At 66.4% G+C, this 19,892-nt stretch carries 17 protein-coding genes; 11 read left to right on the top strand and 6 right to left on the bottom strand.

Features of this window, described 5'->3' with window-relative positions:
* Positions 1 to 200 precede the first annotated feature (200 nt).
* The 5 genes from ACE3SL_RS04265 (at position 201) to ACE3SL_RS04245 (ending at position 5,455) form a co-directional block, all read left to right on the top strand.
* Positions 201 to 950 (top strand): electron transfer flavoprotein subunit beta/FixA family protein, encoded by a 750-nt coding sequence (locus ACE3SL_RS04265; RefSeq protein ID WP_374524519.1) that lies wholly within the window; start codon positions 201 to 203, stop codon positions 948 to 950.
* A complete protein-coding gene (locus tag ACE3SL_RS04260) occupies positions 947 to 1,876 on the top strand; it encodes an electron transfer flavoprotein subunit alpha/FixB family protein (protein ID WP_374524518.1) in 930 nt (309 codons plus the stop codon). Before ACE3SL_RS04265 ends, ACE3SL_RS04260 begins: the two co-directional genes overlap by 4 nt.
* A gap of 73 nt (positions 1,877 to 1,949) precedes the next feature.
* Complete coding sequence (locus ACE3SL_RS04255; RefSeq protein WP_374524517.1) at positions 1,950 to 2,732, top strand: enoyl-CoA hydratase; 783 nt, start codon at positions 1,950 to 1,952, stop codon at positions 2,730 to 2,732.
* A 78-nt stretch (positions 2,733 to 2,810) separates the two neighbouring features.
* Positions 2,811 to 4,142 (top strand): phosphotransferase family protein, encoded by a 1,332-nt coding sequence (locus tag ACE3SL_RS04250; RefSeq protein ID WP_374524516.1) that lies wholly within the window; start codon positions 2,811 to 2,813, stop codon positions 4,140 to 4,142.
* A 17-nt stretch (positions 4,143 to 4,159) separates the two neighbouring features.
* Positions 4,160 to 5,455 carry an acyl-CoA dehydrogenase family protein gene (locus tag ACE3SL_RS04245; RefSeq protein WP_374524515.1) on the top strand — a complete coding sequence of 432 codons (1,296 nt, stop codon included), beginning with the start codon at positions 4,160 to 4,162 and terminating at the stop codon, positions 5,453 to 5,455.
* Positions 5,456 to 5,627: 172 nt separating this feature from the next.
* Here ACE3SL_RS04245 and ACE3SL_RS04240 read toward each other — a convergent pair whose 3' ends face one another.
* Both ACE3SL_RS04240 and ACE3SL_RS04235 read right to left on the bottom strand, forming a co-directional pair.
* Positions 5,628 to 5,939, bottom strand: a complete 312-nt coding sequence (locus tag ACE3SL_RS04240; RefSeq protein WP_374524514.1) for an alkylphosphonate utilization protein — start codon at positions 5,937 to 5,939, stop codon at positions 5,628 to 5,630.
* Positions 5,940 to 5,956: 17 nt separating this feature from the next.
* Entirely contained in the window at positions 5,957 to 6,706 is a 750-nt protein-coding gene (locus tag ACE3SL_RS04235; protein WP_374524513.1) for a class I SAM-dependent methyltransferase, read from the bottom strand.
* Positions 6,707 to 7,058: 352 nt separating this feature from the next.
* Here ACE3SL_RS04235 and ACE3SL_RS04230 point away from each other — a divergent pair, with 352 nt between their 5' ends.
* On the top strand, positions 7,059 to 8,798 hold the full coding sequence (locus ACE3SL_RS04230; protein WP_374524512.1) for an amidohydrolase family protein: 1,740 nt from the start codon (positions 7,059 to 7,061) through the stop codon (positions 8,796 to 8,798).
* Between the two features lie 121 nt (positions 8,799 to 8,919).
* On the opposite strand, the gene ACE3SL_RS04225 is transcribed toward ACE3SL_RS04230, so the two are convergent.
* The 4 genes from ACE3SL_RS04225 to nhaA form a co-directional block, all read right to left on the bottom strand.
* Complete coding sequence (locus ACE3SL_RS04225) at positions 8,920 to 10,056, bottom strand: aminotransferase class V-fold PLP-dependent enzyme (RefSeq protein WP_374524511.1); 1,137 nt, start codon at positions 10,054 to 10,056, stop codon at positions 8,920 to 8,922.
* Positions 10,053 to 10,820, bottom strand: coding sequence for a tryptophan 2,3-dioxygenase family protein (locus tag ACE3SL_RS04220; protein ID WP_374524510.1), 768 nt, complete (start codon positions 10,818 to 10,820; stop codon positions 10,053 to 10,055). Before ACE3SL_RS04220 ends, ACE3SL_RS04225 begins: the two co-directional genes overlap by 4 nt.
* 143 nt (positions 10,821 to 10,963) lie before the next feature.
* Positions 10,964 to 12,310 (bottom strand): hypothetical protein, encoded by a 1,347-nt coding sequence (locus ACE3SL_RS04215; RefSeq protein WP_374524509.1) that lies wholly within the window; start codon positions 12,308 to 12,310, stop codon positions 10,964 to 10,966.
* A 7-nt stretch (positions 12,311 to 12,317) separates the two neighbouring features.
* On the bottom strand, positions 12,318 to 13,595 hold the full coding sequence (gene nhaA, locus ACE3SL_RS04210) for a Na+/H+ antiporter NhaA (RefSeq protein WP_374524508.1): 1,278 nt from the start codon (positions 13,593 to 13,595) through the stop codon (positions 12,318 to 12,320).
* A 145-nt stretch (positions 13,596 to 13,740) separates the two neighbouring features.
* Here nhaA and ACE3SL_RS04205 point away from each other — a divergent pair, with 145 nt between their 5' ends.
* The 5 genes from ACE3SL_RS04205 to ACE3SL_RS04185 all read left to right on the top strand — a co-directional run bounded on the left by ACE3SL_RS04205 (position 13,741) and on the right by ACE3SL_RS04185 (position 19,879).
* Positions 13,741 to 15,159 (top strand): glycosyl transferase family protein, encoded by a 1,419-nt coding sequence (locus ACE3SL_RS04205; protein ID WP_374524507.1) that lies wholly within the window; start codon positions 13,741 to 13,743, stop codon positions 15,157 to 15,159.
* Between the two features lie 305 nt (positions 15,160 to 15,464).
* Positions 15,465 to 16,301: a hypothetical protein gene (locus ACE3SL_RS04200; RefSeq protein ID WP_374524506.1), complete on the top strand. Its 837-nt coding sequence runs from the start codon at positions 15,465 to 15,467 to the stop codon at positions 16,299 to 16,301.
* 119 nt (positions 16,302 to 16,420) lie between these two features.
* A complete protein-coding gene (locus ACE3SL_RS04195) occupies positions 16,421 to 17,329 on the top strand; it encodes a sulfite exporter TauE/SafE family protein (protein WP_374524505.1) in 909 nt (302 codons plus the stop codon).
* A complete protein-coding gene (locus tag ACE3SL_RS04190; RefSeq protein WP_374524504.1) occupies positions 17,326 to 18,096 on the top strand; it encodes a TIGR02186 family protein in 771 nt (256 codons plus the stop codon). The genes ACE3SL_RS04195 and ACE3SL_RS04190 overlap by 4 nt, the downstream gene beginning before the upstream one ends.
* Before the next feature lie 70 nt (positions 18,097 to 18,166).
* Positions 18,167 to 19,879 (top strand): ATP-binding protein, encoded by a 1,713-nt coding sequence (locus ACE3SL_RS04185; protein WP_374524503.1) that lies wholly within the window; start codon positions 18,167 to 18,169, stop codon positions 19,877 to 19,879.
* Positions 19,880 to 19,892: the final 13 nt, after the last annotated feature.

Raw genomic sequence — 19,892 nt, 5'->3', positions numbered from 1 at the left:
GAGGGGTTGCGAGCCGCAGGCTCGCGCGGCGCCAAGGCGCCGCTCACCCTCATCCAAGTCCGCCTAATCGCCTGCGGCGATAAGGCTCCCTATCCTTCTCCCCTCGAGGGAGAAGGGGTTCGTGGGGACTGCAAGGTTGACGTTTACGTAAACGCCAATTATGGCGCAGTGCACAATTTTTCGAGAGGAGCTTTTGTCTCATGAAAATCCTCGTCCCCGTGAAGCGGGTGCTTGATTACAACGTGAAGCCGCGGGTGAAGGCCGACGGCACGGGCGTTGACCTGGCGAATGTGAAGATGTCGATGAACCCGTTCGACGAGATCGGCGTCGAGGAAGCGATCCGCCTGAAGGAAAAAGGCGTCGCGACCGAGGTTGTTGCGGTGAGCGTTGGTCCGGCGAAGGCACAGGAAACGCTGCGCACCGCGCTCGCGATGGGCGCCGACCGCGCGATCCTCGTCCAGACCGACGACGAAGTCGAACCGCTGGCGCTCGCGAAGATCTTCAAGGCGATTGCCGACGCTGAAGCGCCGGGTCTGGTGATCCTCGGCAAGCAGGCGATCGACGGCGACAACAACCAGACCGGCCAGATGCTCGCCGCGCTCACCGGCTGGGCGCAGGGCACCTTCGCCAGCGCGGTCAACGTCGAAGGCGATCATGTCAGCGTCACGCGCGAAGTCGACGGCGGTCTGGAAACGGTGAAGCTGAAGCTCCCCGCGATCGTTACCACCGACCTTCGTCTGAACGAGCCGCGCTATGCCTCGCTGCCGAACATCATGAAGGCGAAGTCGAAGCCGCTCGATGTGAAGTCGCCCGCCGATTACGGCGTTGACACGACCCCGCGCGTCAAGACGGTCAAGGTGTCGGAACCGCCCGTCCGCTCGGCCGGCGTCAAGGTCGCCGATGTCGATGAACTGGTTGCCAAGCTGAAGGCGATGGGAGTGCATTCATGAAAACGCTCGTTTGGGTCGAACATGACGGCAGCGCCGTCAAGGATGCCACGCTCGCCGCGGTGACCGCCGCGTCGAAGCTCGGCGAGGTTCATCTGCTCGTCGCGGGTAGCGGCGTCGATGGCGTCGCAAAGGCTGCCGCGCAGATCGCGGGCGTGCAGAAGGTGCATGTCGCCGACAATGCCGCCTTCGGTCACAATCTGCCCGAGAATATCGCGCCGCTCGTCGCCGACCTGATGGCCAGCCACGACGCGTTCGTCGTGCCCGCGACCACCACCGGCAAGAATGTCGCGCCGCGCGTCGCCGCCTTGCTCGACGTGATGCAGATCAGCGAGATTCTGTCGGTCGAGGGTCCGAAGACCTTCACCCGTCCGATCTATGCGGGCAATGCGATCGCGACCGTCGAGAGCAGCGATCCGAAGCTGGTCCTGACCATTCGCGGCACGGCCTTCGAGAAGGCCGCCAGCACCGGCGGCTCGGGCACCGTGGAAGCCGTGAGTGCAGGCGGCGACGCCGGCATCTCGAGCTTTGTCGGCGCCGAAATCGCCAAGCAGGACCGTCCCGAGCTCACCTCGGCGAAGATCATCGTGTCGGGCGGCCGCGCGCTGGGCTCATCCGAGAAATATCAGGAAGTGATCGTCCCGCTCGCCGACAAGCTCGGCGCCGCGCTCGGTGCCAGCCGCGCCGCGGTCGACGCGGGCTATGTCCCCAACGACTATCAGGTCGGCCAGACCGGCAAGATCGTCGCGCCGGAGGTCTATTTCGCGATCGGCATCTCGGGCGCGATCCAGCATCTCGCCGGGATGAAGGACTCGAAGACGATCGTCGCAATCAACAAGGATGAGGACGCCCCGATCTTCCAGGTCGCCGACCTCGGCCTCGTCGCCGACCTCTTCAACGCCGTTCCGGAGCTCACCGGTAAGATTTGAGCCTTGGTCTTCACGACATGACAATCGAAAGGGCGGTTCTGCGGGACCGCCCTTTTTCGTTCTGGAGAAGCAGATGTCTCTTGTCCTTGTCTCGCGCGACGATGCCGTCGTCACCGTCACCCTCAATCGGCCCGAAGCGATGAACGCGCTGTCGCGGGCGCTGCGAGCGGAACTCGCCACCGCGATGCGGGCGCTCGCGGCCGATGAAAGCGTGCGCGCGATCATCCTCACCGGCGCGGGCGAACGGGCGTTCACCGCCGGGCTCGACCTCAAGGAACTCGGCGCGGATACCGGCAACCTCGGCGCCGCCAATGCCGATACGGCGGATGAAAATCCGGTGCGGGCGATCGAACTCTGCCCGCAGCCGGTGATCGGCGCGATCAACGGGGTCGCGATCACCGGCGGGTTCGAGGTTGCGCTGGCGTGCGACCTGTTGATCGCCTCGACCAATGCGCGCTTCGCCGACACCCATGCGCGCGTCGGCATCATGCCCGGCTGGGGCCTGTCGCAGAAATTGTCGCGCATCGTCGGGCTCGGCCGCGCCAAGGAATTGTCGCTGACCGGAAATTTCCTCGGCGCCGAGGCCGCGCGCGACTGGGGTCTCGTCAATCGCGTCGTCGCACCCGATGAACTGCTCCCCGCGGCGCGCGCGCTGGCGCGCGATATTGCGAGCGCAGATCCGGCCATGGTGCGAAGCTACAAGAAGCTGATAGACGACGGCTATGGACTGCCTTTCGCCGACGCGCTTGCGCTCGAACGGGAGCGCTCGAAGGCGGCGAACAGCTGCGTAAGCGCCGACGAAGTCGAAGCGCGACGCCTCGCTGTGATCGCGCGAGGCCGCGAACGCGCGGGCTGACGGAGGAATCCTGCGCTCGCTCGCCCCTGACGCGATTACGGGCTTGCGGCCTCGAAAAATACTTAGCATGATTAAGTAATGGCCGATCTCTCCACACCGCTTTCCGCCTTCATGACGCGCACCGCCGGACCGGGCGCGCTTGCCGGGCTCGTCCGCCTGTCGGGCGGCGCCAACATGGAAAGCTGGGCGTTCGACTGGGCGGGAGCAGCCTATGTCCTCCGCCGCGCGCCGTCGGCCGAGTATATGGAGGGGCGGCCCTATGGCCACCCGGTCGAGGCGGCGCTGGTCAGGGCGGCGCACGCGGGCGGAGTGAAGGCGCCCGAAGTCGTCGGCGTACTCGCCGACGCCGACGGCATCGGCACGGGTTATGTCATGCGCCGCGTGATCGCCGAGGTGAGTCCCGCGAAGATTCTCCCCGATCCGCCGCCCTCGCTCGTCGCCGATCTTGGCCGCGAGCTGGCACGCATCCATGCCTTGCCCCGCGCGGCGATTCCCGAAGGCATCCCGGTGATGGACACCGCCGAAGCCCTCGCCGAACTCAAGGCACGATTCCTGTCCTATGGCGGCGACCGGCCGGCGATCGCGCTCGCGATCGGGTGGTGCGAGGATCATCTGCCCGCACCCGCCGATCCGGTGCTCGTCCACGGCGATTATCGCATGGGCAATGTGATGGTCGACACGGACGGCCTGGCCGCGGTGCTCGACTGGGAACTCGCGCACCTCGGCGACGCGCATGAGGATCTGGCGTTCGGTTGCATGACCGTCTGGCGCTTCGGCCGGCTCGACAAGCCCGCCTTCGGTGTCGGCAACCTCGAGGATTATTTCGCCGCCTATGAAGCCGCAGGCGGGCGTTCGGTCGATCGCGACCGCTTCCGCTTCTGGCTCGTCTACCGGACGCTGTGGTGGGCGCTCGGCTGCCTGCAGATGGGGCAGGCGTGGCGGAGCGGCGCCGACACGACGGTCGAGCGCGTCGTCGTCGGGCGGCGCACCGCCGAGCAGGAACTCGACCTGATCCGGCTTCTTGAGGAAGAGGCGCCCGAGGCGGAGAGGCAACGCGCTTTGCCGCTGCCCACCGATCGCGCGCCCACACCGAAGGGCGAGCCGACCAACCGCGAAATGGTGCAGGCGGTGCGCGACTGGATCGAAGGCGCGATCAAGCCCAAGGCTGAGGGTCACGCCAAGTTCGAGGCGGTCGTCGCGATGAACGCGCTCGGCATCGTGATGCGCGATCTCGAGGCCGGAACGCGCGCCGAGGACAGGGCGCTCGCGGGCGCGTTGCTGGCGGGCGAAAAGACGCTCGCCGAACCGGGACTGCTCGCGAAACTTCGCCGCGCGGTGCTCGACAAATGCGCGATCGACAGCCCGAAATATGCCGCGCTCGCGGCGGCGCGCGCCGAGTGGCGTGGATAGATCAAGGGGAGAGAGACATGGATTTCGCGGTTCCGGCCGATCTGCAGGCCTATCTGGACGAACTCGACGCCTTCATTGCGGCCGAGATCAGGCCGCTCGAACTGGCCGACGACAATATCCGCTTCTTCGACCATCGCCGCGAGCATAGCCGCACCGACTGGGACAATCAGGGCCTGCCGCGCCACGAATGGGAAGCGCTGCTCAAACAGGCGACGCGCAAGGCCGACGCCGCGGGCCACTGGCGCTTTTCGGCGCCGAAGAAATATGGCGGCAAGGATGGGTCGAACCTGTGGATGGCGGTGATCCGCGAACATTTTGCCGCCAAGGGCCTCGGCCTCCACAATGATTTGCAGAACGAGCACAGCATCGTCGGCAACTTCCCCTTCGTCGAAATGTTCGAACAGTTCGCGACGAGCGAGGAGCAGAAGCAGGAATTCATCCTCGGCGGGTTCGAGGGCAAGCGCCGCACCGCCTTCGGTCTGACCGAGCCCGACCATGGATCGGACGCGACGCATATGGAAACGCGCGCCGTGCGCGAGAGCCGCGACGGCGTCGATGGCTGGCTGATCAACGGCGCGAAGATGTGGACGACGGGAATGCATGTCGCCTCGCATTGCGCCACCTTCTGCCGCACCAGCGGCGAAGACGGCGACGCGAAGGGCATTACCTGCCTGCTCGTTCCGAACCCGACACCGGGCCTCGTGATCGAGGAATATCTCTGGACCTTCAACATGCCGACCGACCATCCGCGCGTCAGCTTCACCGACGTCTGGGTGCCCGACAGCGCGCGGCTCGGGCCGGTCGATGGCGGGCTGTCGATCGCGCAGAGCTTCGTCCACCAGAACCGCATCCGGCAGGCGGCGTCATCGCTCGGCGCCGCGGTCTACTGCATCGAGGAAAGCGTGCGCTACGCCCGCGAGCGCAAGCCCTTCGGCGAGGCGCTGGCGAAGAATCAGGCGATCCAGTTCCCGCTCGTCGAACTCGCGACGCAGGCCGAGATGCTCCGCCTCCTCATCCGCAAGACCGCGTGGGACATGGACAACACCCCGCACAAGGAAATCGAGCGCACGCTGTCGGACAAGGTCAGCATGTGCAACTACTGGGCGAACCGCCTCTGCTGCGAAGCCGCCGACCGCGCGATGCAGGTGCATGGCGGCATCGGCTATTCGCGCCACAAGCCCTTCGAGCATATCTACCGCCACCACCGCCGCTACCGGATCACCGAAGGGGCGGAGGAGATTCAGATGCGGAAAGTGGCGGCTTACCTCTTCGGCTACATGGGGCCGCGCCGGGAGACACTGGGGAAGATCTGAGGGTTATATATAAAGGTGGTGTTCCCCCGCGAAGGCGGGGGTCCATCATCGAAAGGTGCAAACTGGAACCGACCGGAGATGGGTCCCCGCCTGCCCCGAAGGGGCAGTTTATCCTGAGCGCCGCCGCAGGCGGCGTCGAAGGGCGGGGACACACGACAAAAAAGGCACGACTCTAACGCTTGCGCACGAACTCCGTGCGCAGCACCAGCCCCTTGATCCCCTCGTAGCGGCAGTCGATCTCCTCGGGATCGGCGGTCAGCCGGATCGACTTGATGACGGTGCCGACCTTCAGCGTCTGCCCCGCGCCCTTCACCGGCAGATCCTTGATGAGGACGACCGAGTCGCCGTCGCTCAGCACATTACCGACCGCATCCTTCGCTTGCGGAAGCGCATTGGCCGCCGCCGCCCGCTCGCGCGCTTCGCTGGCGGACAGCCATTCGCCGCTCGCCTCGTCATAGACATAGTCTTCGTCGTCGTTGCTCATCGCGCCGCCCTAGCGGCTCAGCGCGGTTTGCGGAAGCGCAGCGTGAACTGGTCGGTCTTGCCGCGGATCGCGGGGTCGAAGACGTTCGCGGTGCGCGGGTCGTCGGGGCGCTTGTAAAGGTCGCTCTCCGCTTCCAGCTTGAACCCCGCCTTGGTCAGCGCGGCGACGACCGCCGCCTTGTCGATCCGGTGCAGGCTGTCGGAGAGCGTCGTGCCGCTGCCGTCGGCGGCGCTATGATCGACGACGACCAGCGTCCCGCCGGGCTTCAACGCCGCGAACAGCGCCGCGCTCGCCTTGTCGCCGGTGCCTTCGGGAAAGGGCTTCAGATAGAGGTCGTGGAAATTCTGTACGGTGATGATCGTGTCGAGCGGCACCGGAAAGGCCGGCGCCGCGAACGGCCCGGCGACCGCATCGACATTGGCGTAAGCGGCGTCGATCGCGGCCTGATCCTCGCCATATTGCGCCTTGAACTTGATGAATTCGGCGGGCTGGAAGGCATAGACCTTGCCCTTCGGCCCGACCGCGCCGGCAAGGATGCGGGTCAGGTAGCCGCCGCCCATCACATAATCGCCGACTGCCTGTCCCGGTTTAACCCCCGCGAAGGCGAGCAGTTCGGCGGGCTTGCGCGCGGCGTCGCGCTCGCGGTCGGCGGCGGGGCGCGCCGGATCGGCGAGCGCGGCCTTGTAATCGGGCGCGGGCGCTTGCTTCGCGGCGACCGGCGGAGCGGCGACGGCGAGCAGCAGGGCGAGGGTCAGCGGGCGGATCATGGCATCGACTCCCAATTGTTTGATGCGCCACCATAGCGTCTTGCGATGGTGTTCGCGCGCATATTCGCGCAGGAAGGAGGTTTCGGGGCTTTCCTACATCATCCCGCCGTGCCAGCATCTATCGGCCACTCGTCATTGCGAGCGAAGCGAAGCAATCCAGGGCAGCCTCGCGCAACTCTGGATTGCTTCGCTTCGCTCGCAATGACGATACGGAGGCCTAAAGCGACAAAGGAGACAAAAAGGATGCGCCGATACGTGTCTTTTGTCGCTTTAAGGCCTTGGCCAAAGCGCTTGGCATATCGGCAATCCATGATAGGTTTTGTCCTGAAACGAAATAATCGGGAGAGCGGACATGCATGATCTGGTGATTCGCGGCGGCACGGTCGTCGATGGTTCGGGCGGCAAGCCCTTCGTCGCGGACGTCGCGGTCGAGGGCGACCGCATCATCGCGGTCGGCCAGAACCTCGGGGCGGGGCGCGAGGAGATCGACGCCGGCGGCAGGATCGTTACTCCCGGCTTCGTCGACGTCCACACCCATTATGACGGGCAGGCGACATGGGACGCCGAAATGGCGCCGTCGAGCTGGCACGGCGTCACCACCGTCGTCATGGGCAATTGCGGCGTCGGCTTTGCCCCCGCCAAGCCCGACCGCCACGACTGGCTGATTTCGTTGATGGAGGGTGTCGAGGACATCCCCGGCACCGCGCTTGCCGAGGGCATGACGTGGGATTGGGAGACCTTCCCCGAATATATGGACGCGCTCGAAAAGCTGCCGCGCACCGTCGATGTCGCGTGCCACGTCCCGCACGGCGCGGTGCGCGCCTATGTGCTAGGCGACCGCGAAAAGCCCGGCGCGATCCCGACCGACGCCGACATCGCCGAAATGTCGCGCATCGTCGAGGAAGGCGTGCGCGCAGGCGCGCTCGGCTTCTCGACCAGCCGCACCGTGCTCCATAAATCGGTCGACGGCGAACTCGTTCCCGGCACTACCGCGACCGCCGAGGAGCTGATCGCGATCGGCCGCGCGATGGGCCGCGTCGGCTATGGCGTGTTCGAAATGGCGAGCGACATGAAGCGCGAATGGAACGAGTTTCAGTGGATGGGCGATTTGAGCCGCGAAACCGGCCTGCCGGTGACCTTCGCCGCGCTCCAGTCGATCGCCAAGGAGCTGCCGCTCGAGGAACAGATTTCGGAGATGCGCAAACAGAATGCGACCGGTGCGAACATCGTCGCGCAGATCGCGCTGCGCGGCAACGGCGTCATCATGGCGTGGCAGGGCACCATCCATCCCTTCCGCTTCAAGCCGGCGTGGGTCGAGATCGAGGCGCTGCCATGGGAGCAGCAGCTCGCGAAGCTGAAGGACCCGGCCTTCCGGGCGCGTATGACTCAGGAAGCCAACGTCTATCCCGAAAGCGACATCATCGACTTCCTGATGGCGGTCGCCGAGGGCTGGCCGGTCCATTTCGAGATGGACCCCGATTTCAACTACGAACCGCGGATGGACGAAAGCATCGCCGCGCGCGCCGCGGCGGCGGGTATGACGCCCGCCGAATATGCCTATGACCTCCTGATGAAGGACGACGGCAAGGGCTTCATCTATTTCCCGATCTTGAACTACCGCGACGGCAACCTCAATTTCCTCGAGGATCTGCAGGCCTCGGACGATACGGTGAACAGCCTGTCCGACGGCGGCGCGCATTGCGGAACGATCTGCGACGCCGCCTCGCCGACCTTCATGCTCCAGCATTGGGTGCGCGACCGCGCGGGGCACCGCATCGCGCTCGAGACGGCGATCAAGCGCCAGTGCCGCGACACCGCGATGCTCTATGGGCTGGAGGATCGCGGCGTCCTCGCGCCGGGCTATCTTGCCGACCTCAACATCATCGACATGGAGGCGCTGAAGCTCGGCAAGCCGTGGCTCGCCTTCGACCTGCCCGCGGGCGGCAAGCGGCTGCTGCAGAAGGCCGATGGCTATGTCGCGACGATCAAGTCGGGCGTCGTCACCTTCCGGGACGGCGCGATGCAGGGCCCGACCCCCGGCGGCGTGATCCGCGGCCCGCAGCGCGTCGAACTGGCGATCGCGGCGGAATAGGGCAAAAACTCAATATTTCTGGTAAATGGGACGTGTCCCCGCGAAGGCGGGGACCCATCTCCGAAGGTTTCGGACGAAAACGACGGGTGATGGGCTCCTGCCTTCGCGGGAGCACACAGTTTCAATCCGAGGTGTCAAATGCCCGGATAACGGCCTCGACATCTGCGGCCCCGTTGTAGGCGTGAAACGACAGGCGCAGCACCGTGCCGCGAAAGTCGGCGCGAAGATTGTGCCGATCAAGCGCGTCGGCGACGCGCGGCTGGTCGGCGGCGGTATCGATGCAGAGCGTTCCGCCGATGTCGCCGACCGGCCAGCGCCACCCCGGCGTCCGGGGTTCGAGCGCGGCGCGCAGCATCGCCTGCAAAGCGCGGTTGTGCGTCCGGATATTGTCCACGCCGATCGCCGAAATCTCGGCAATCCCCGCCGTCGACAGGATGAACGGCGCGACGTCGGGGGTGCCGCCCCACCAGCGCCGCGCGTCGGGGGCGTAGCGGAAGTCGGCGATGTCCATCTCGAACGGATTGTCGTGGCTCCACCAGCCGCGCTCCATCGGGTCGAGCGCGGTGCGGTCGTGCGGCGCAACCCACAGCCACGCCGCGCCGGGGCCGCCGCACAGCCATTTGACGCTGGTGCCGAGCACGGCGTCGACGCCCCATGCCGCCGGCGCGACGGGGACGACTCCGACCGACTGCGCGCAATCGGCGATGCAGCGCGCCCCTGCCGCCTTCGCTGCCGCCGCGACCGCCGCGATGTCGGTGAGCGCGCCGCTGTTCGAGCTGACGTGCATGGCGATGACGAGCGCGACATCACCGTCGAGCGCCGCCGCCCAGTTGGCGGGGCCGCGAACGTCGGCACCATCCGGTAGGTAGCGAGTCTTCCATCCCGCCGCCGCGAGCCCGCTTGCGACATAGCCGATCGTCGGAAAGGCGCTCGGCGCGAGCAGGATGGTGCGGCGGCCGGTTGCTGTCCCGAGCGCCGAGAGATAGCGCGACAGCCCCGCGCTGACGTTGGTCGCGGGGCAGAGGTCGCGCGCCTCGACCTCGATCAGTCCGCCGAGCGCCGCGCGCCATGCGTCGATGGCGTCGAGCCACTGCGGCCACGCCTCGCCGGTTTCGCGCCACGGCGTCAGCAGCCGGTCGCGCAGCGATGCCTCCGCCGCCCGTGGCTGACAGCCGACGCTATGGCTTTTCAGGTAAACGGCATCGGGGGGCAGGTGAAAGCGGTCGCGGACCGCTTCCGGCAGCAGCGCGGCGGTCACAGTCCGCTCCCGTGCCCGGCGGCCGATTGACCGCTGATGCTGGCGCGCTTCACGCCATATTCGGCGCCCCAGCGGTCGGTCATCTCGGCGCGGATATCCCAAAGCTCGGGAAAGAAGCGGTGCCGGGTCCCCGCGTTGAGCAGTTCGACCGGGCGGCCCTTCAGCGACTTCGATCCCATGCCGATCGAGCGGTGGATCAGATAGATGTGGAGCGCGCGGAAGATCTGGAACTGCTCGTCGAACTCGATTAGCGCCTCGGCGACCATATAGATCTCGTCGTGCCGGTAGCCGGTGTCGTAAACGTCGGCGATCGTGCGGCCGGCGGGTTCGAGATAGACGGCCTTGAACCGCTCCCACAAAGGTTGCGGCAGCGTCAGCAGGGTCTGGAAGCCGGGGCTTTCCTGCCCCGACCCGTTGCCGAGCTGGAGGCGGATCGATTGATAGTCGAAGGGGCTCATCGTCTCGAGCAGCGAGAGCTGCCCCGTCATCAGCTTCATGATGCGATTGACGCGGTCGAAGAGGGTGAGGACGCGCATCGACTCGCGTGCCGCCATATGCTCGTCGATCTCGCCGAGGGTGAAGGCGATCAGCTTCATCCACAATTCCTCGACCTGATGGACGATCTGGAACTGAAGCTCGTCGGCGGTGCAGAGGTCGGCAAGCGGCTTCTGGCAATCGAGCAGGCGGTCGACCGCGAGATAGACGCCATAATCCTTCATGTCGGGCGTCTCGATGCGGCGGTGCAGGTCTTTCTTGTCGAGCATGGCTTTGCTCCCTTTGGCTTGGGTACACGGATGACGGGCGGCGCGCAGGAGCACGCCGGTTCGTCAGCCGCGCGGCGCCACGCCTGCGGGAGGGCGCCGGGGCGAACCGGCCTGGCCGAGCCAGAGGAGGGCGGCGCGCGCCGTCACCGGCGGAGCAGGTCCGCCGGCAGCGTCGGTTCGCTGAGGATCTTCGCCATACGCCGCCACATCTCGTCCCGGTCGGGTTTGCCGCGTTCGATATAGCCGCGAACCATCGCCTCGCCGAGCCCGTAATTGATCACATAGCTGCGATATTGTTCGGCGAAGCGCACCGACTGGTCGGCGCGCTCGGGGGACATCAGCAGGTATTTCTGCGTCATCGCCACCGCCGTCGCCCGGTCGATCGCGCCGTCGAGATATTGCTGCGCGATCGTCAGCCGCGCGCCCTGCAGCGCCTTGATCGCATCGAGCAGCTGCCAATAGCGATCGTCGGACGGCACCGGAATCTCGGCAAGCGGCATCAGCACGTCGCGTTCGGTATCGGCGCGGCTTGCGCCGGGAAAGGCGAGGTCGATGCCGTAATTGGCGCTGCCCTCGGCGATCAGGCTTTGCGGGCTGTAGAGCGGATAGACCGCGAACTCGGTCCAGCCGCGCCCTTTGGTGAGCAGTTCCTCGAGCTTCATGTTGAGCAGATGATGTCCCGGATAGCCTTCGTGGCAGCCGAGGTCGATCGCGCGCGACAGGCGGATCGGCAGGTCGGTGTTGACCTGGATCAGGCTGTGATAGCCGCCCTGATAATAATTATAGCCGCTCCAGCTCTTGCCGGTGACGAACTCCAGACGGAAACTCTCGTCCGCGGGCATCGCGATATGCGCCGCGCTGCGGCCGCGGCAGCGCGCGATCGCCGCGTCGAAGACCTTTTGCAGCCGGTCCTTCGGGATGGTGAAACGGTCGAGAAAGGTCTCGACGCGTGTCGGGAGGGGGCCACTACCCGGGACCAGCGCCTCGACCTTTGCGAGGTCGGCATCATAGCTGGCAAGCGGTTTCAATCGGGGCCGAACACCGAACAAGCGCTCCGCTTCGTCGGCGAAGGCGAAGCGCGTACCCTGCATCATCAAAAGTCGCGTTTCGGCGGCGCGGAGCTGGGCGCGCAGAGAAATAGCGCGGCGGCGTTCCATCGGATCGGTTATGCGCCGCGCCGCGAGATCGAGGCGCGCCATGAGATCGCGCGTTGCGGCGAGCAACGCGGGCTTGTCGCGCGGCGCGGCTTCGGCGGCCGCCTTTACATCGGCGGGCCCGTAATAGGCATCGATATAGCCGTCCTCGTGCGTCCCGATTTCGAGGCTCAGCCGGACATAGTCGTTCGCGATGTCGCCGAGTGCCGGGCTCGGCGCTGCGGTGCGGCGGACGTCGAGCGTCACAACGCCGTCAGCGGTGGAAGGCGTCGGCGGCGGGTTTGCCGCGCAACCGGCGAGCGCGCAGGACAGCAGGAGAAGGAAAGCGTGTCGCATCGGACCTTCAGGCGGGTTTGGCGTCCGACGTATCGCGGACATCGCCGTCGCGCGCAATCTCCGTATCGGTCTCGCCTTCGCTCGCGTCATGCTGCGGATGCAAGGGCGCGAAACGCAGCAGCGCGAAGCCCGCGAGCGCGGCGGCGAGCGACCCCATCAGGATACCGATTTTCGCCTCCTCGATCAGGAGCGCATCGCCCGGAAAGGCGAGGCCGCCGATGAACAGGCTCATCGTGAAGCCGATGCCGCAGAGGATCGCGACGCCATAAACCTGCAGCCAGGTCGCGCCGCGCAGCCGCCCGGCAATGCCGAGCTTCACCGCCAGCCAGACGCTGCCGAAAATGCCGATCTGCTTGCCGACGAACAGCCCCGCCGCGATGCCGAGCGGCAGGGGCGCGAGCAATTGCTCGGCGGTGATCCCGCGAATATCGACCCCGGCGTTGGCGAAACCGAACAGCGGGACGATCGCAAAGGCGACCCATGGATGAAGACCGTGCTCGAGCCGGTGGAGCGGCGAAGTCGCGCTGTCGGGCGCGCCGGGGGTGCGCTCGAGCGGGATCGTCATCGCCGCGAGCACCCCCGCGATCGTCGCATGGACGCCCGACAGGAGCATCGCGTACCAGAGGATCGCGAACAGCAGCAGATAGAGGGTGAGGCTCTTCACGCCATAGCGGTTCATCGCGCCCATGACTGCGAGCAGCACGGCCGCGGCGCCGAGCGCGGCGAGATTGATCTTCGCGGTGTAGAAAAGCGCGATGATCGCCACCGCGCCCATGTCGTCGACGATCGCGACGGTGACGAGAAACAGCTTGAGCGATGTCGGTGCGCGCTTGCCGAGGAGCGCGAGCACCCCCATCGCGAAGGCGATGTCGGTTGCCGCGGGGATCGCCCAGCCTTGTGCCAACCCTGCGGTTCCGCCCGCGAAAAGCATGTAGAGCAGCGCGGGTGCCGCCATCCCCGCCGCCGCCGCAATCATCGGCAGCAACCGGCGGTCCCAGCTTGCAAGGCGCCCGTCGACGAACTCGCGTTTGATCTCCAGCCCGACGAGCAGGAAGAAGATCGCCATCAGCCCGTCGTTGACCCACAGATGCACCGTCATCGGCCCCAGCTTGTCGCTGAGCACCGGCCCGGTCACCGCGTGGATCAGATGGTGATAGGTTTCGCCGAAGGGCGAATTCGCGACAATCATCGCCAATATGGCTGCGAAAATGAGCAGCATGCCGCCGGCGCTTTCGCTGGCGAGAAAGTCGCGCAGGGCGGAGCGGGGGGCGGAATTGCTGGACATAACGCGTATGAAAGGCCTGTTTCGACGGAAAGCAGAGCCGCGGTAGTAGCGCGGGCGCGGCCGGGCGTCACTCTTTACAAAAAATAACATCGCCTTACCCAAGATTCGATCGCGGCGGGGCCGCACAGGGGAGCGGGGCAAGCAGGTGGAGCTGTCGTCCGCATCGCAATGGCTGGTCCAGAATGCCGGCCACGAGCTGATGCTGTTCGCATCGGTCGGGATTCTGCTGATCGGAATCGACGATCTGCTGTTCGATCTTTTGTGGCTGAGCCGGCGGAATGCGGGTTGCTCCGATCCATCGAACGAAACAAGGCCACTGGCAGGACGCTTTGCGGTCTTCGTTCCGGCCTGGGACGAGGCGCGCGTCCTCGGCGCGACGCTTGCCCGGATGCTCGCGGCATGGGGCGGCGAGGACGTCCGCCTTTATGTCGGTTGTTATCCCAACGACGTCGCGACGCTCTTTTCGGTCTCGCCGCTCGTCGCGCGCGATCCGCGGTTGCGGCTGGTCATCAGCCATCGTGACGGGCCGACGACGAAGGGCGACAATCTCAACCGGCTTTGGGCGGCGCTCGGCGAGGATGAGCGCGCCGAGGAGATGCGCTTCGCCGCGGTGGTCCTTCACGATGCCGAGGATCATGTCCATGCTGAAGAGATCGGGCTCTATCGCGCGCATCTTACCGATCATGCGATGGTGCAGATTCCGGTCGTGCCGCTCGTCACCAGCGGATCGCGCTGGATCGGCGGCCATTATGGCGACGAATTTGCCGAGGCGCACGGCAAGGAACTGGCGCTGCGCTCGCGCCTCGGGGTCGCGTTGCCTTCGGCCGGGGTTGGCTGCGCGCTGACACGGAGCGCGTTGGCGTTGCTCGCGATCGAACGCGGCGGCCAGCCTTTTCGCGCCGACAGCCTGACCGAGGATTATGAGGTCGGCATGCTGATCGGTGCCTATGGCCTCCGCGCCCGTTTTGTCGATGTGGTAAGCCCCGGCGGCGAGCGGATCGTGTCGCGTGGCGCTTTCCCTGGTTCGGTTGAGAAGGCAGTGCGGCAAAAATCGCGCTGGATCGTAGGAATCGCGCTCGCCGGCTGGGATCATCTCGGCTGGTTGAGTATGCGAGGCGCGGGAGCGAATGCTCCGCGGGAGCGCTTGTGGCTCGCACGCTGGATGCTGTGGCGCGACCGTCGCTCGCCGCTCGCGGCGCTTGTCCTGCTCGCGGCCTATGGAGGCCTGATCCTGACCGGCCTCGCGTTCGCAGGCGAGACAGTGCTGGGCTGGGACCCCGCGCCGATAAGCGACGCGATGTCCCTGTTCTTCGGCCTCAACGCCATCCTGTTGCTGTGGCGGCTCGCGATGCGGTGCCTGTTCACCGCGCGCTGGTACGGCCTTCGCGAGGCGCTGCTCGCGGTCCCGCGCGCCTTTATCGCCAATGTCATCGCCATATTGGCCGCGCGCCGCGCCGTCGGCCTCTATTGGCGGATGCTGCGTTCGGGCGAGGTCCTGTGGGAAAAGACCGAGCATTGGGATGGCGGTGAGATGACGCCTGTTCGGCGGACTGCCACGCGATGATGATGACGCAATCGCCGGGGCCGAGGACCGGCCGCGACGCCGCATCGCTGCGCTTTCTTATGCTGTGCCTCGGCGGCTGGGTGCTGCTCCGCATCGGTATGACGTGGAATCCGGCGATGCCGGCGCCGCCCGAGATGATCCGGGCGCCTTGGGTCTTGCCGCCAGTCCCCGTCGCGCCCGCCTCTTGGGACAGCAGCGACGCAGCGGCTTGGCATGTCGCCGGGGACCGACAGGTCCCGTCCGTTCATTCCGGCCCGAATATTCCGCGGGGGCTCGTGGCGACCGAAAGCGTCAGAAAATGGCCGGTGAGGATTTCATCGGGAGGTGGGGGCTTCGATCCCGATCGGCATCGCCTGCGCCTCGCGCTGCTCGCGCGGCTTCTGCCCGCCGCAGCGGGCGCGCTTCCCAAGGCGTCGCCGGCGTGGCTGACGTCGTCGCTGCCGCGCACTGAGGGGCAACCGGGGCAGGGTCAGCCCTTCTGGATTCAGCGGCCGCTTGCCAAATGGTCGCTCGGCGGCTGGCTCTATCTGCGGGGCGGGCCGGCGGGCGCGCCGGACGGCATTGCCGAAGCCGGGCAACTTGGCGGGTCGCAGGCCGGCCTGCGTCTGGCTTATGGTTTCGGCGACACCGGACGCCTCCGCGCTTACGGTCGCGCGACCATGGCGGTGCGCGCGCCGGAGCAGCGCGAACTCGCGTTCGGCGCGGCTTTCGCGCCGGTTTCGCGCCTGCCGATCGACATCGCGGTCGAACAGCGCGTGGCGATCGGGCGCGAGGGGCGCACCGCGCTTGCGGTGATGGCGACTGGCGGGGTCGGCGATGTCGCGCTGCCCGCGGGTTTCCGGCTCGACGCCTATGCACAGGCGGGAATCGTCGGCGCGCGTCGGCGTGACGGTTTCGCTGACGGCGCGATCGTCATCGACCGGCGGCTCGGCGCGGACGAGCGCGCGCCGCTGCGGCTGGGCGCGCTTGCGGCGGGCGCGATCCAGCCTGGCGCGTCGCGCGTCGATGTCGGGCCGCGACTGACGATCAGGCTTCCCGATGTCGGCAAGGGCGGCCGGATCGCGCTCGACTGGCGGCAGCGCCTCGCCGGCGATGCGCGCCCCGAAAGCGGACTTGCGCTGACGTTGGCCGCCGACTTTTAGGCGGCGCCGAAATTTAGCTGCCGCAGCCGATTCCCCGGCTCCGAAAAATACTCTAGGGTCCCGGGACTCGGCGCCGTTCTGCGCCGCGAATACGCTTCGGGGCATAGGGCCAGGACCCAGTGGATCTTTACCTTCCAGTCGCCAATCTCTCGGTCAACGCGCTGGTGATCATCCTGCTCGGCGGCGGGGTCGGTTTCCTGTCGGGGATGTTCGGCGTCGGCGGCGGCTTTCTGACGACGCCGTTGCTGATCTTCTACGGCATCCCGCCCACCGTCGCCGCGGCGTCGGCGGCGACGCAGGTCACCGGGGCGAGCGTTTCGGGCGCGCTCGCGCATTTCGAGCGCGACGGGGTCGATGTCCGCATGGGCGCGGTGCTGATCGCGGGCGGCCTCATCGGATCCTTGATCGGCGCCGGACTGTTCGAACTGCTGACCGCGTGGGGCCAGATCGATACGGCAATCAACATATTATATGTGGTGCTGCTCGGTTCGGTCGGCGGGATCATGGCGCGCGAAGCGTGGGGCGCGCTGCGGCGGATGCGGGCGGGGTTGCCAGCGCCGGCGCGCAAGCGGCGGCACCATCCGATGGTTGCCAACCTGCCGCTGCGCTGGCGCTTCTATCGTTCGGGCCTCTATATCTCGCCGCTCGCGCCGCTGCTGCTGGGGATGGCGGTCGGTATCCTGACGATGCTGCTCGGCGTCGGCGGCGGCTTCATCATGGTCCCCGCGATGATCTATCTGCTCGGTATGGGGACGCAGGTCGTCGTCGGCACCTCGCTGTTCCAGATATTGTTCGTGACCATCGCGACGACGATGGTTCACGCGATGACGACGGGCGCGGTCGATCTCGTGCTCGCGGGGCTGCTGCTGCTCGGCAGCGTCACGGGGGCGCAGATCGGCGCGCGCTTCGCGCAGAGCGTGAAGCCCGAATATCTGCGGATGGCACTCGCGGTGATTGTGCTGATTGTCGCGCTGCGTATGGCGGTCGACCTCTTCATCCGCCCCGAAGAAATCTACACCGTGCAATGAGGCGGTTCGGCGCCCTGGCCTGCGTGCTGGCGCTGACTTTTGCCGCCGGGACGGCGCGCGCCGATGATCCGCGCCTGGTCCCCGATGTGTCGAGCCGCGCGATCGATATCCAGTACAGCTTCACCGGCGAGGAGTTGCTGCTGTTCGGCGCGATCCTCTATCCGGGGCAGCGCCTGCCCGACGACCGCGCCGACATTGTCGTGGTTTTGAAAGGCCCGGTGCGGCCGATCGTGCTGCGCGAGAAGCAGCGCGTCGCGGGCATCTGGGTCAATGCGAACAGCATCCGGCTCCGAACCTCCCCCGGCTTTTATGCGATCGGGTCGTCGCGGCCGATCGACAAGCTGGTCGACGAACGCACCGCGGCGATCTTCGAACTGGGGCTCGACAATCTGTCGATGTCGCCTGCGGGTTTTTCGGAAGCGAAGAAGCTCGCGCGCTTCGAGGCGGGGCTGATCGACCTCTACCGCCGGTCGGGGCTGTTCTATGAAAACCCGGGCGCGGTCGAGATCAGCGAAGGCGTGCTCTATCGCGCGCGCATTCCGGTGCCGGCGCGCGTGCCGGTCGGCACCTATCGCGCCGAAACCTATCTGATCAGCCGCGGGCGCGTGCTCGCGGTCGCCTCGCGCGACGTCCAGATCCGCAAGGCGGGTTTCGAGCGCTTCGTGGCGCTGGCGGCGCAGCGGCATGGCTTCCTCTATGGCCTCACCGCAGTCGCGCTGTCGCTGCTGCTCGGCTACGGCGCGTCGGCCCTTTTCCGCCGCCGCTGACTCTAAGTTCACCGCCTATTTACCCTCGTCTGCGATAGCGGGGCGTGGGACACAAAAGGCGGGGCTGAATATGGATATGCAGGGTGGCGGTTTTCCCGCCGGGGATTCGACGGCCGTTCAGCATGTCAGGCTGGCCGGTGGCGGTACGGCGGCTGCGGTTGCGCCGGTGGTGACGCATCACCGCGACGACCTGCTGATCGGCGAGGTCATCGATATTTCGGGTTCGGCCTCGCGCATCCTGCTCGATGCGGCGACGATCGGCCAGCTTGCGGGATCGAGCGATTCCGCTGTTGCCATGGCGGGCCAGGTCGGCGCGCAGGTCAAGATCCGCGTCGGCAATAGCTGGCTCGTCGCGAGCATCCGCGACCAGCAACTCCACGAAAAGGGCGAAGGGCTGATCGTCGCGACGATCGACTTTCTCGGCGAGGGCGACGAGGAAAAGATCACCGGACGCATTCACAATTTCCGCCGCGGCGTGACGCGCTACCCGATCCCGGGCAGCCCGGTCTTCGCTGCGGCCAGCAACGATCTCAAGCAAATCTATGCCGCCGACGAGCGCGCGCACGTCGAGATCGGCACCATCTATCCGACCCGCGACATCCGCGGCTCGCTCTATGTCGATGCGATGCTCGGCAAGCATTTCGCGCTGCTCGGCTCGACAGGTACCGGCAAGTCGACGAGCGCGGCGCTGATCCTCCACAAGATCTGCGAACTCGCGCCGCAGGGCCATATCGTGATGGTCGATCCGCACGGCGAATATTCAGCCGCTTTCAAGGGCACGGGCGCGCTGTTCGACGTCGACAATCTCGCGCTTCCCTATTGGTTGATGAACTTCGAGGAACATTGCGAGGTGTTCATCACCGCGCAGGGCCGCGAGCGTCAGGCCGACTGCGACATTCTCGCCAAATGCCTGCTGCAGGCGCGCACCAAGAACCGCCTTGCGGAGGGGATGACCAAGCTCACGGTCGACTCGCCGATCCCCTATCTGCTCTCCGACCTGCTGAGCATCCTCACGAACGAGATGGGCAAGCTCGACAAGGCGACCTCGTCGGCGCCCTTCATGCGGATCAAGGGCAAGATCGAGGAAATGCGCGCCGACCCGCGCTATAATTTCATGTTCTCAGGCATGCTCGTCGCGGACACGATGGCGGGTTTCCTCGGCAAGATCTTCCGCCTGCCGTCGGACGGCCGGCCGATCTCGATCATCGACGTGTCGGGGGTGCCCTCGGACATCACCGGCGTCGTCGTCGCGGTGCTGTCGCGCCTGACCTTCGACTATGCGATATGGTCGCGCGGCGAACCCCAGCGCCCGATCCTGCTCGTCTGCGAGGAAGCGCACCGCTACATCCCGGCGAAAGACGTCGGGCAGGGGCAGGCGGTCCGCAAGATTCTCGAACGGATCGCCAAGGAAGGCCGTAAATATGGCGTGTCGCTCGGCCTGATCACCCAGCGCCCGTCCGATCTTGCCGAAGGCGTGCTGTCGCAGTGCGGCACGATCATCTCGATGCGCCTCAACAACGAGCGCGACCAGCATTTCGTCAAGGCCGCGATGCCCGAGGGCGCGCGCGGTTTCATCGATTCGATCCCGGCGCTGCGCAATCGCGAATGCATCGTCTGCGGCGAGGGCGTGTCGATCCCGATCCGCGTGTTCCTCGATACGCTCGAAGAAGAAAAAAGGCCGGCATCGAGCGATCCGCTCTTCTCGAAACTGTGGCGCGAGACTGGCGGCGAGGCCGAAATTATCGAGCGCGTCGTCAGGCGCTGGCGCAGCCAGGGACGGTAACGAGCTGCATCAT

Source organism: Sphingopyxis sp. (genome assembly GCF_041916015.1).
Lineage (GTDB): Bacteria > Pseudomonadota > Alphaproteobacteria > Sphingomonadales > Sphingomonadaceae > Sphingopyxis.
Note: the sequence above shows the minus strand (reverse complement) of the source record. Positions and strands in the feature narration are given on the sequence as shown.

Bases quoted from the DNA above. Each gene is read 5' to 3' on its own strand.
- ACE3SL_RS04265 (WP_374524519.1), top strand. From the start codon at position 201: ATGAAAATCCTCGTCCCCGTGAAGCGGGTGCTTGATTACAACGTGAAG.
- ACE3SL_RS04260 (WP_374524518.1), top strand. From the start codon at position 947: ATGAAAACGCTCGTTTGGGTCGAACATGACGGCAGCGCCGTCAAGGAT.
- ACE3SL_RS04255 (WP_374524517.1), top strand. From the start codon at position 1,950: ATGTCTCTTGTCCTTGTCTCGCGCGACGATGCCGTCGTCACCGTCACC.
- ACE3SL_RS04250 (WP_374524516.1), top strand. From the start codon at position 2,811: ATGGCCGATCTCTCCACACCGCTTTCCGCCTTCATGACGCGCACCGCC.
- ACE3SL_RS04245 (WP_374524515.1), top strand. From the start codon at position 4,160: ATGGATTTCGCGGTTCCGGCCGATCTGCAGGCCTATCTGGACGAACTC.
- ACE3SL_RS04240 (WP_374524514.1), bottom strand. From the start codon at position 5,939: ATGAGCAACGACGACGAAGACTATGTCTATGACGAGGCGAGCGGCGAA.
- ACE3SL_RS04235 (WP_374524513.1), bottom strand. From the start codon at position 6,706: ATGATCCGCCCGCTGACCCTCGCCCTGCTGCTCGCCGTCGCCGCTCCG.
- ACE3SL_RS04230 (WP_374524512.1), top strand. From the start codon at position 7,059: ATGCATGATCTGGTGATTCGCGGCGGCACGGTCGTCGATGGTTCGGGC.
- ACE3SL_RS04220 (WP_374524510.1), bottom strand. From the start codon at position 10,820: ATGCTCGACAAGAAAGACCTGCACCGCCGCATCGAGACGCCCGACATG.
- ACE3SL_RS04215 (WP_374524509.1), bottom strand. From the start codon at position 12,310: ATGCGACACGCTTTCCTTCTCCTGCTGTCCTGCGCGCTCGCCGGTTGC.
- nhaA (WP_374524508.1), bottom strand. From the start codon at position 13,595: ATGTCCAGCAATTCCGCCCCCCGCTCCGCCCTGCGCGACTTTCTCGCC.
- ACE3SL_RS04190 (WP_374524504.1), top strand. From the start codon at position 17,326: ATGAGGCGGTTCGGCGCCCTGGCCTGCGTGCTGGCGCTGACTTTTGCC.
- ACE3SL_RS04185 (WP_374524503.1), top strand. From the start codon at position 18,167: ATGGATATGCAGGGTGGCGGTTTTCCCGCCGGGGATTCGACGGCCGTT.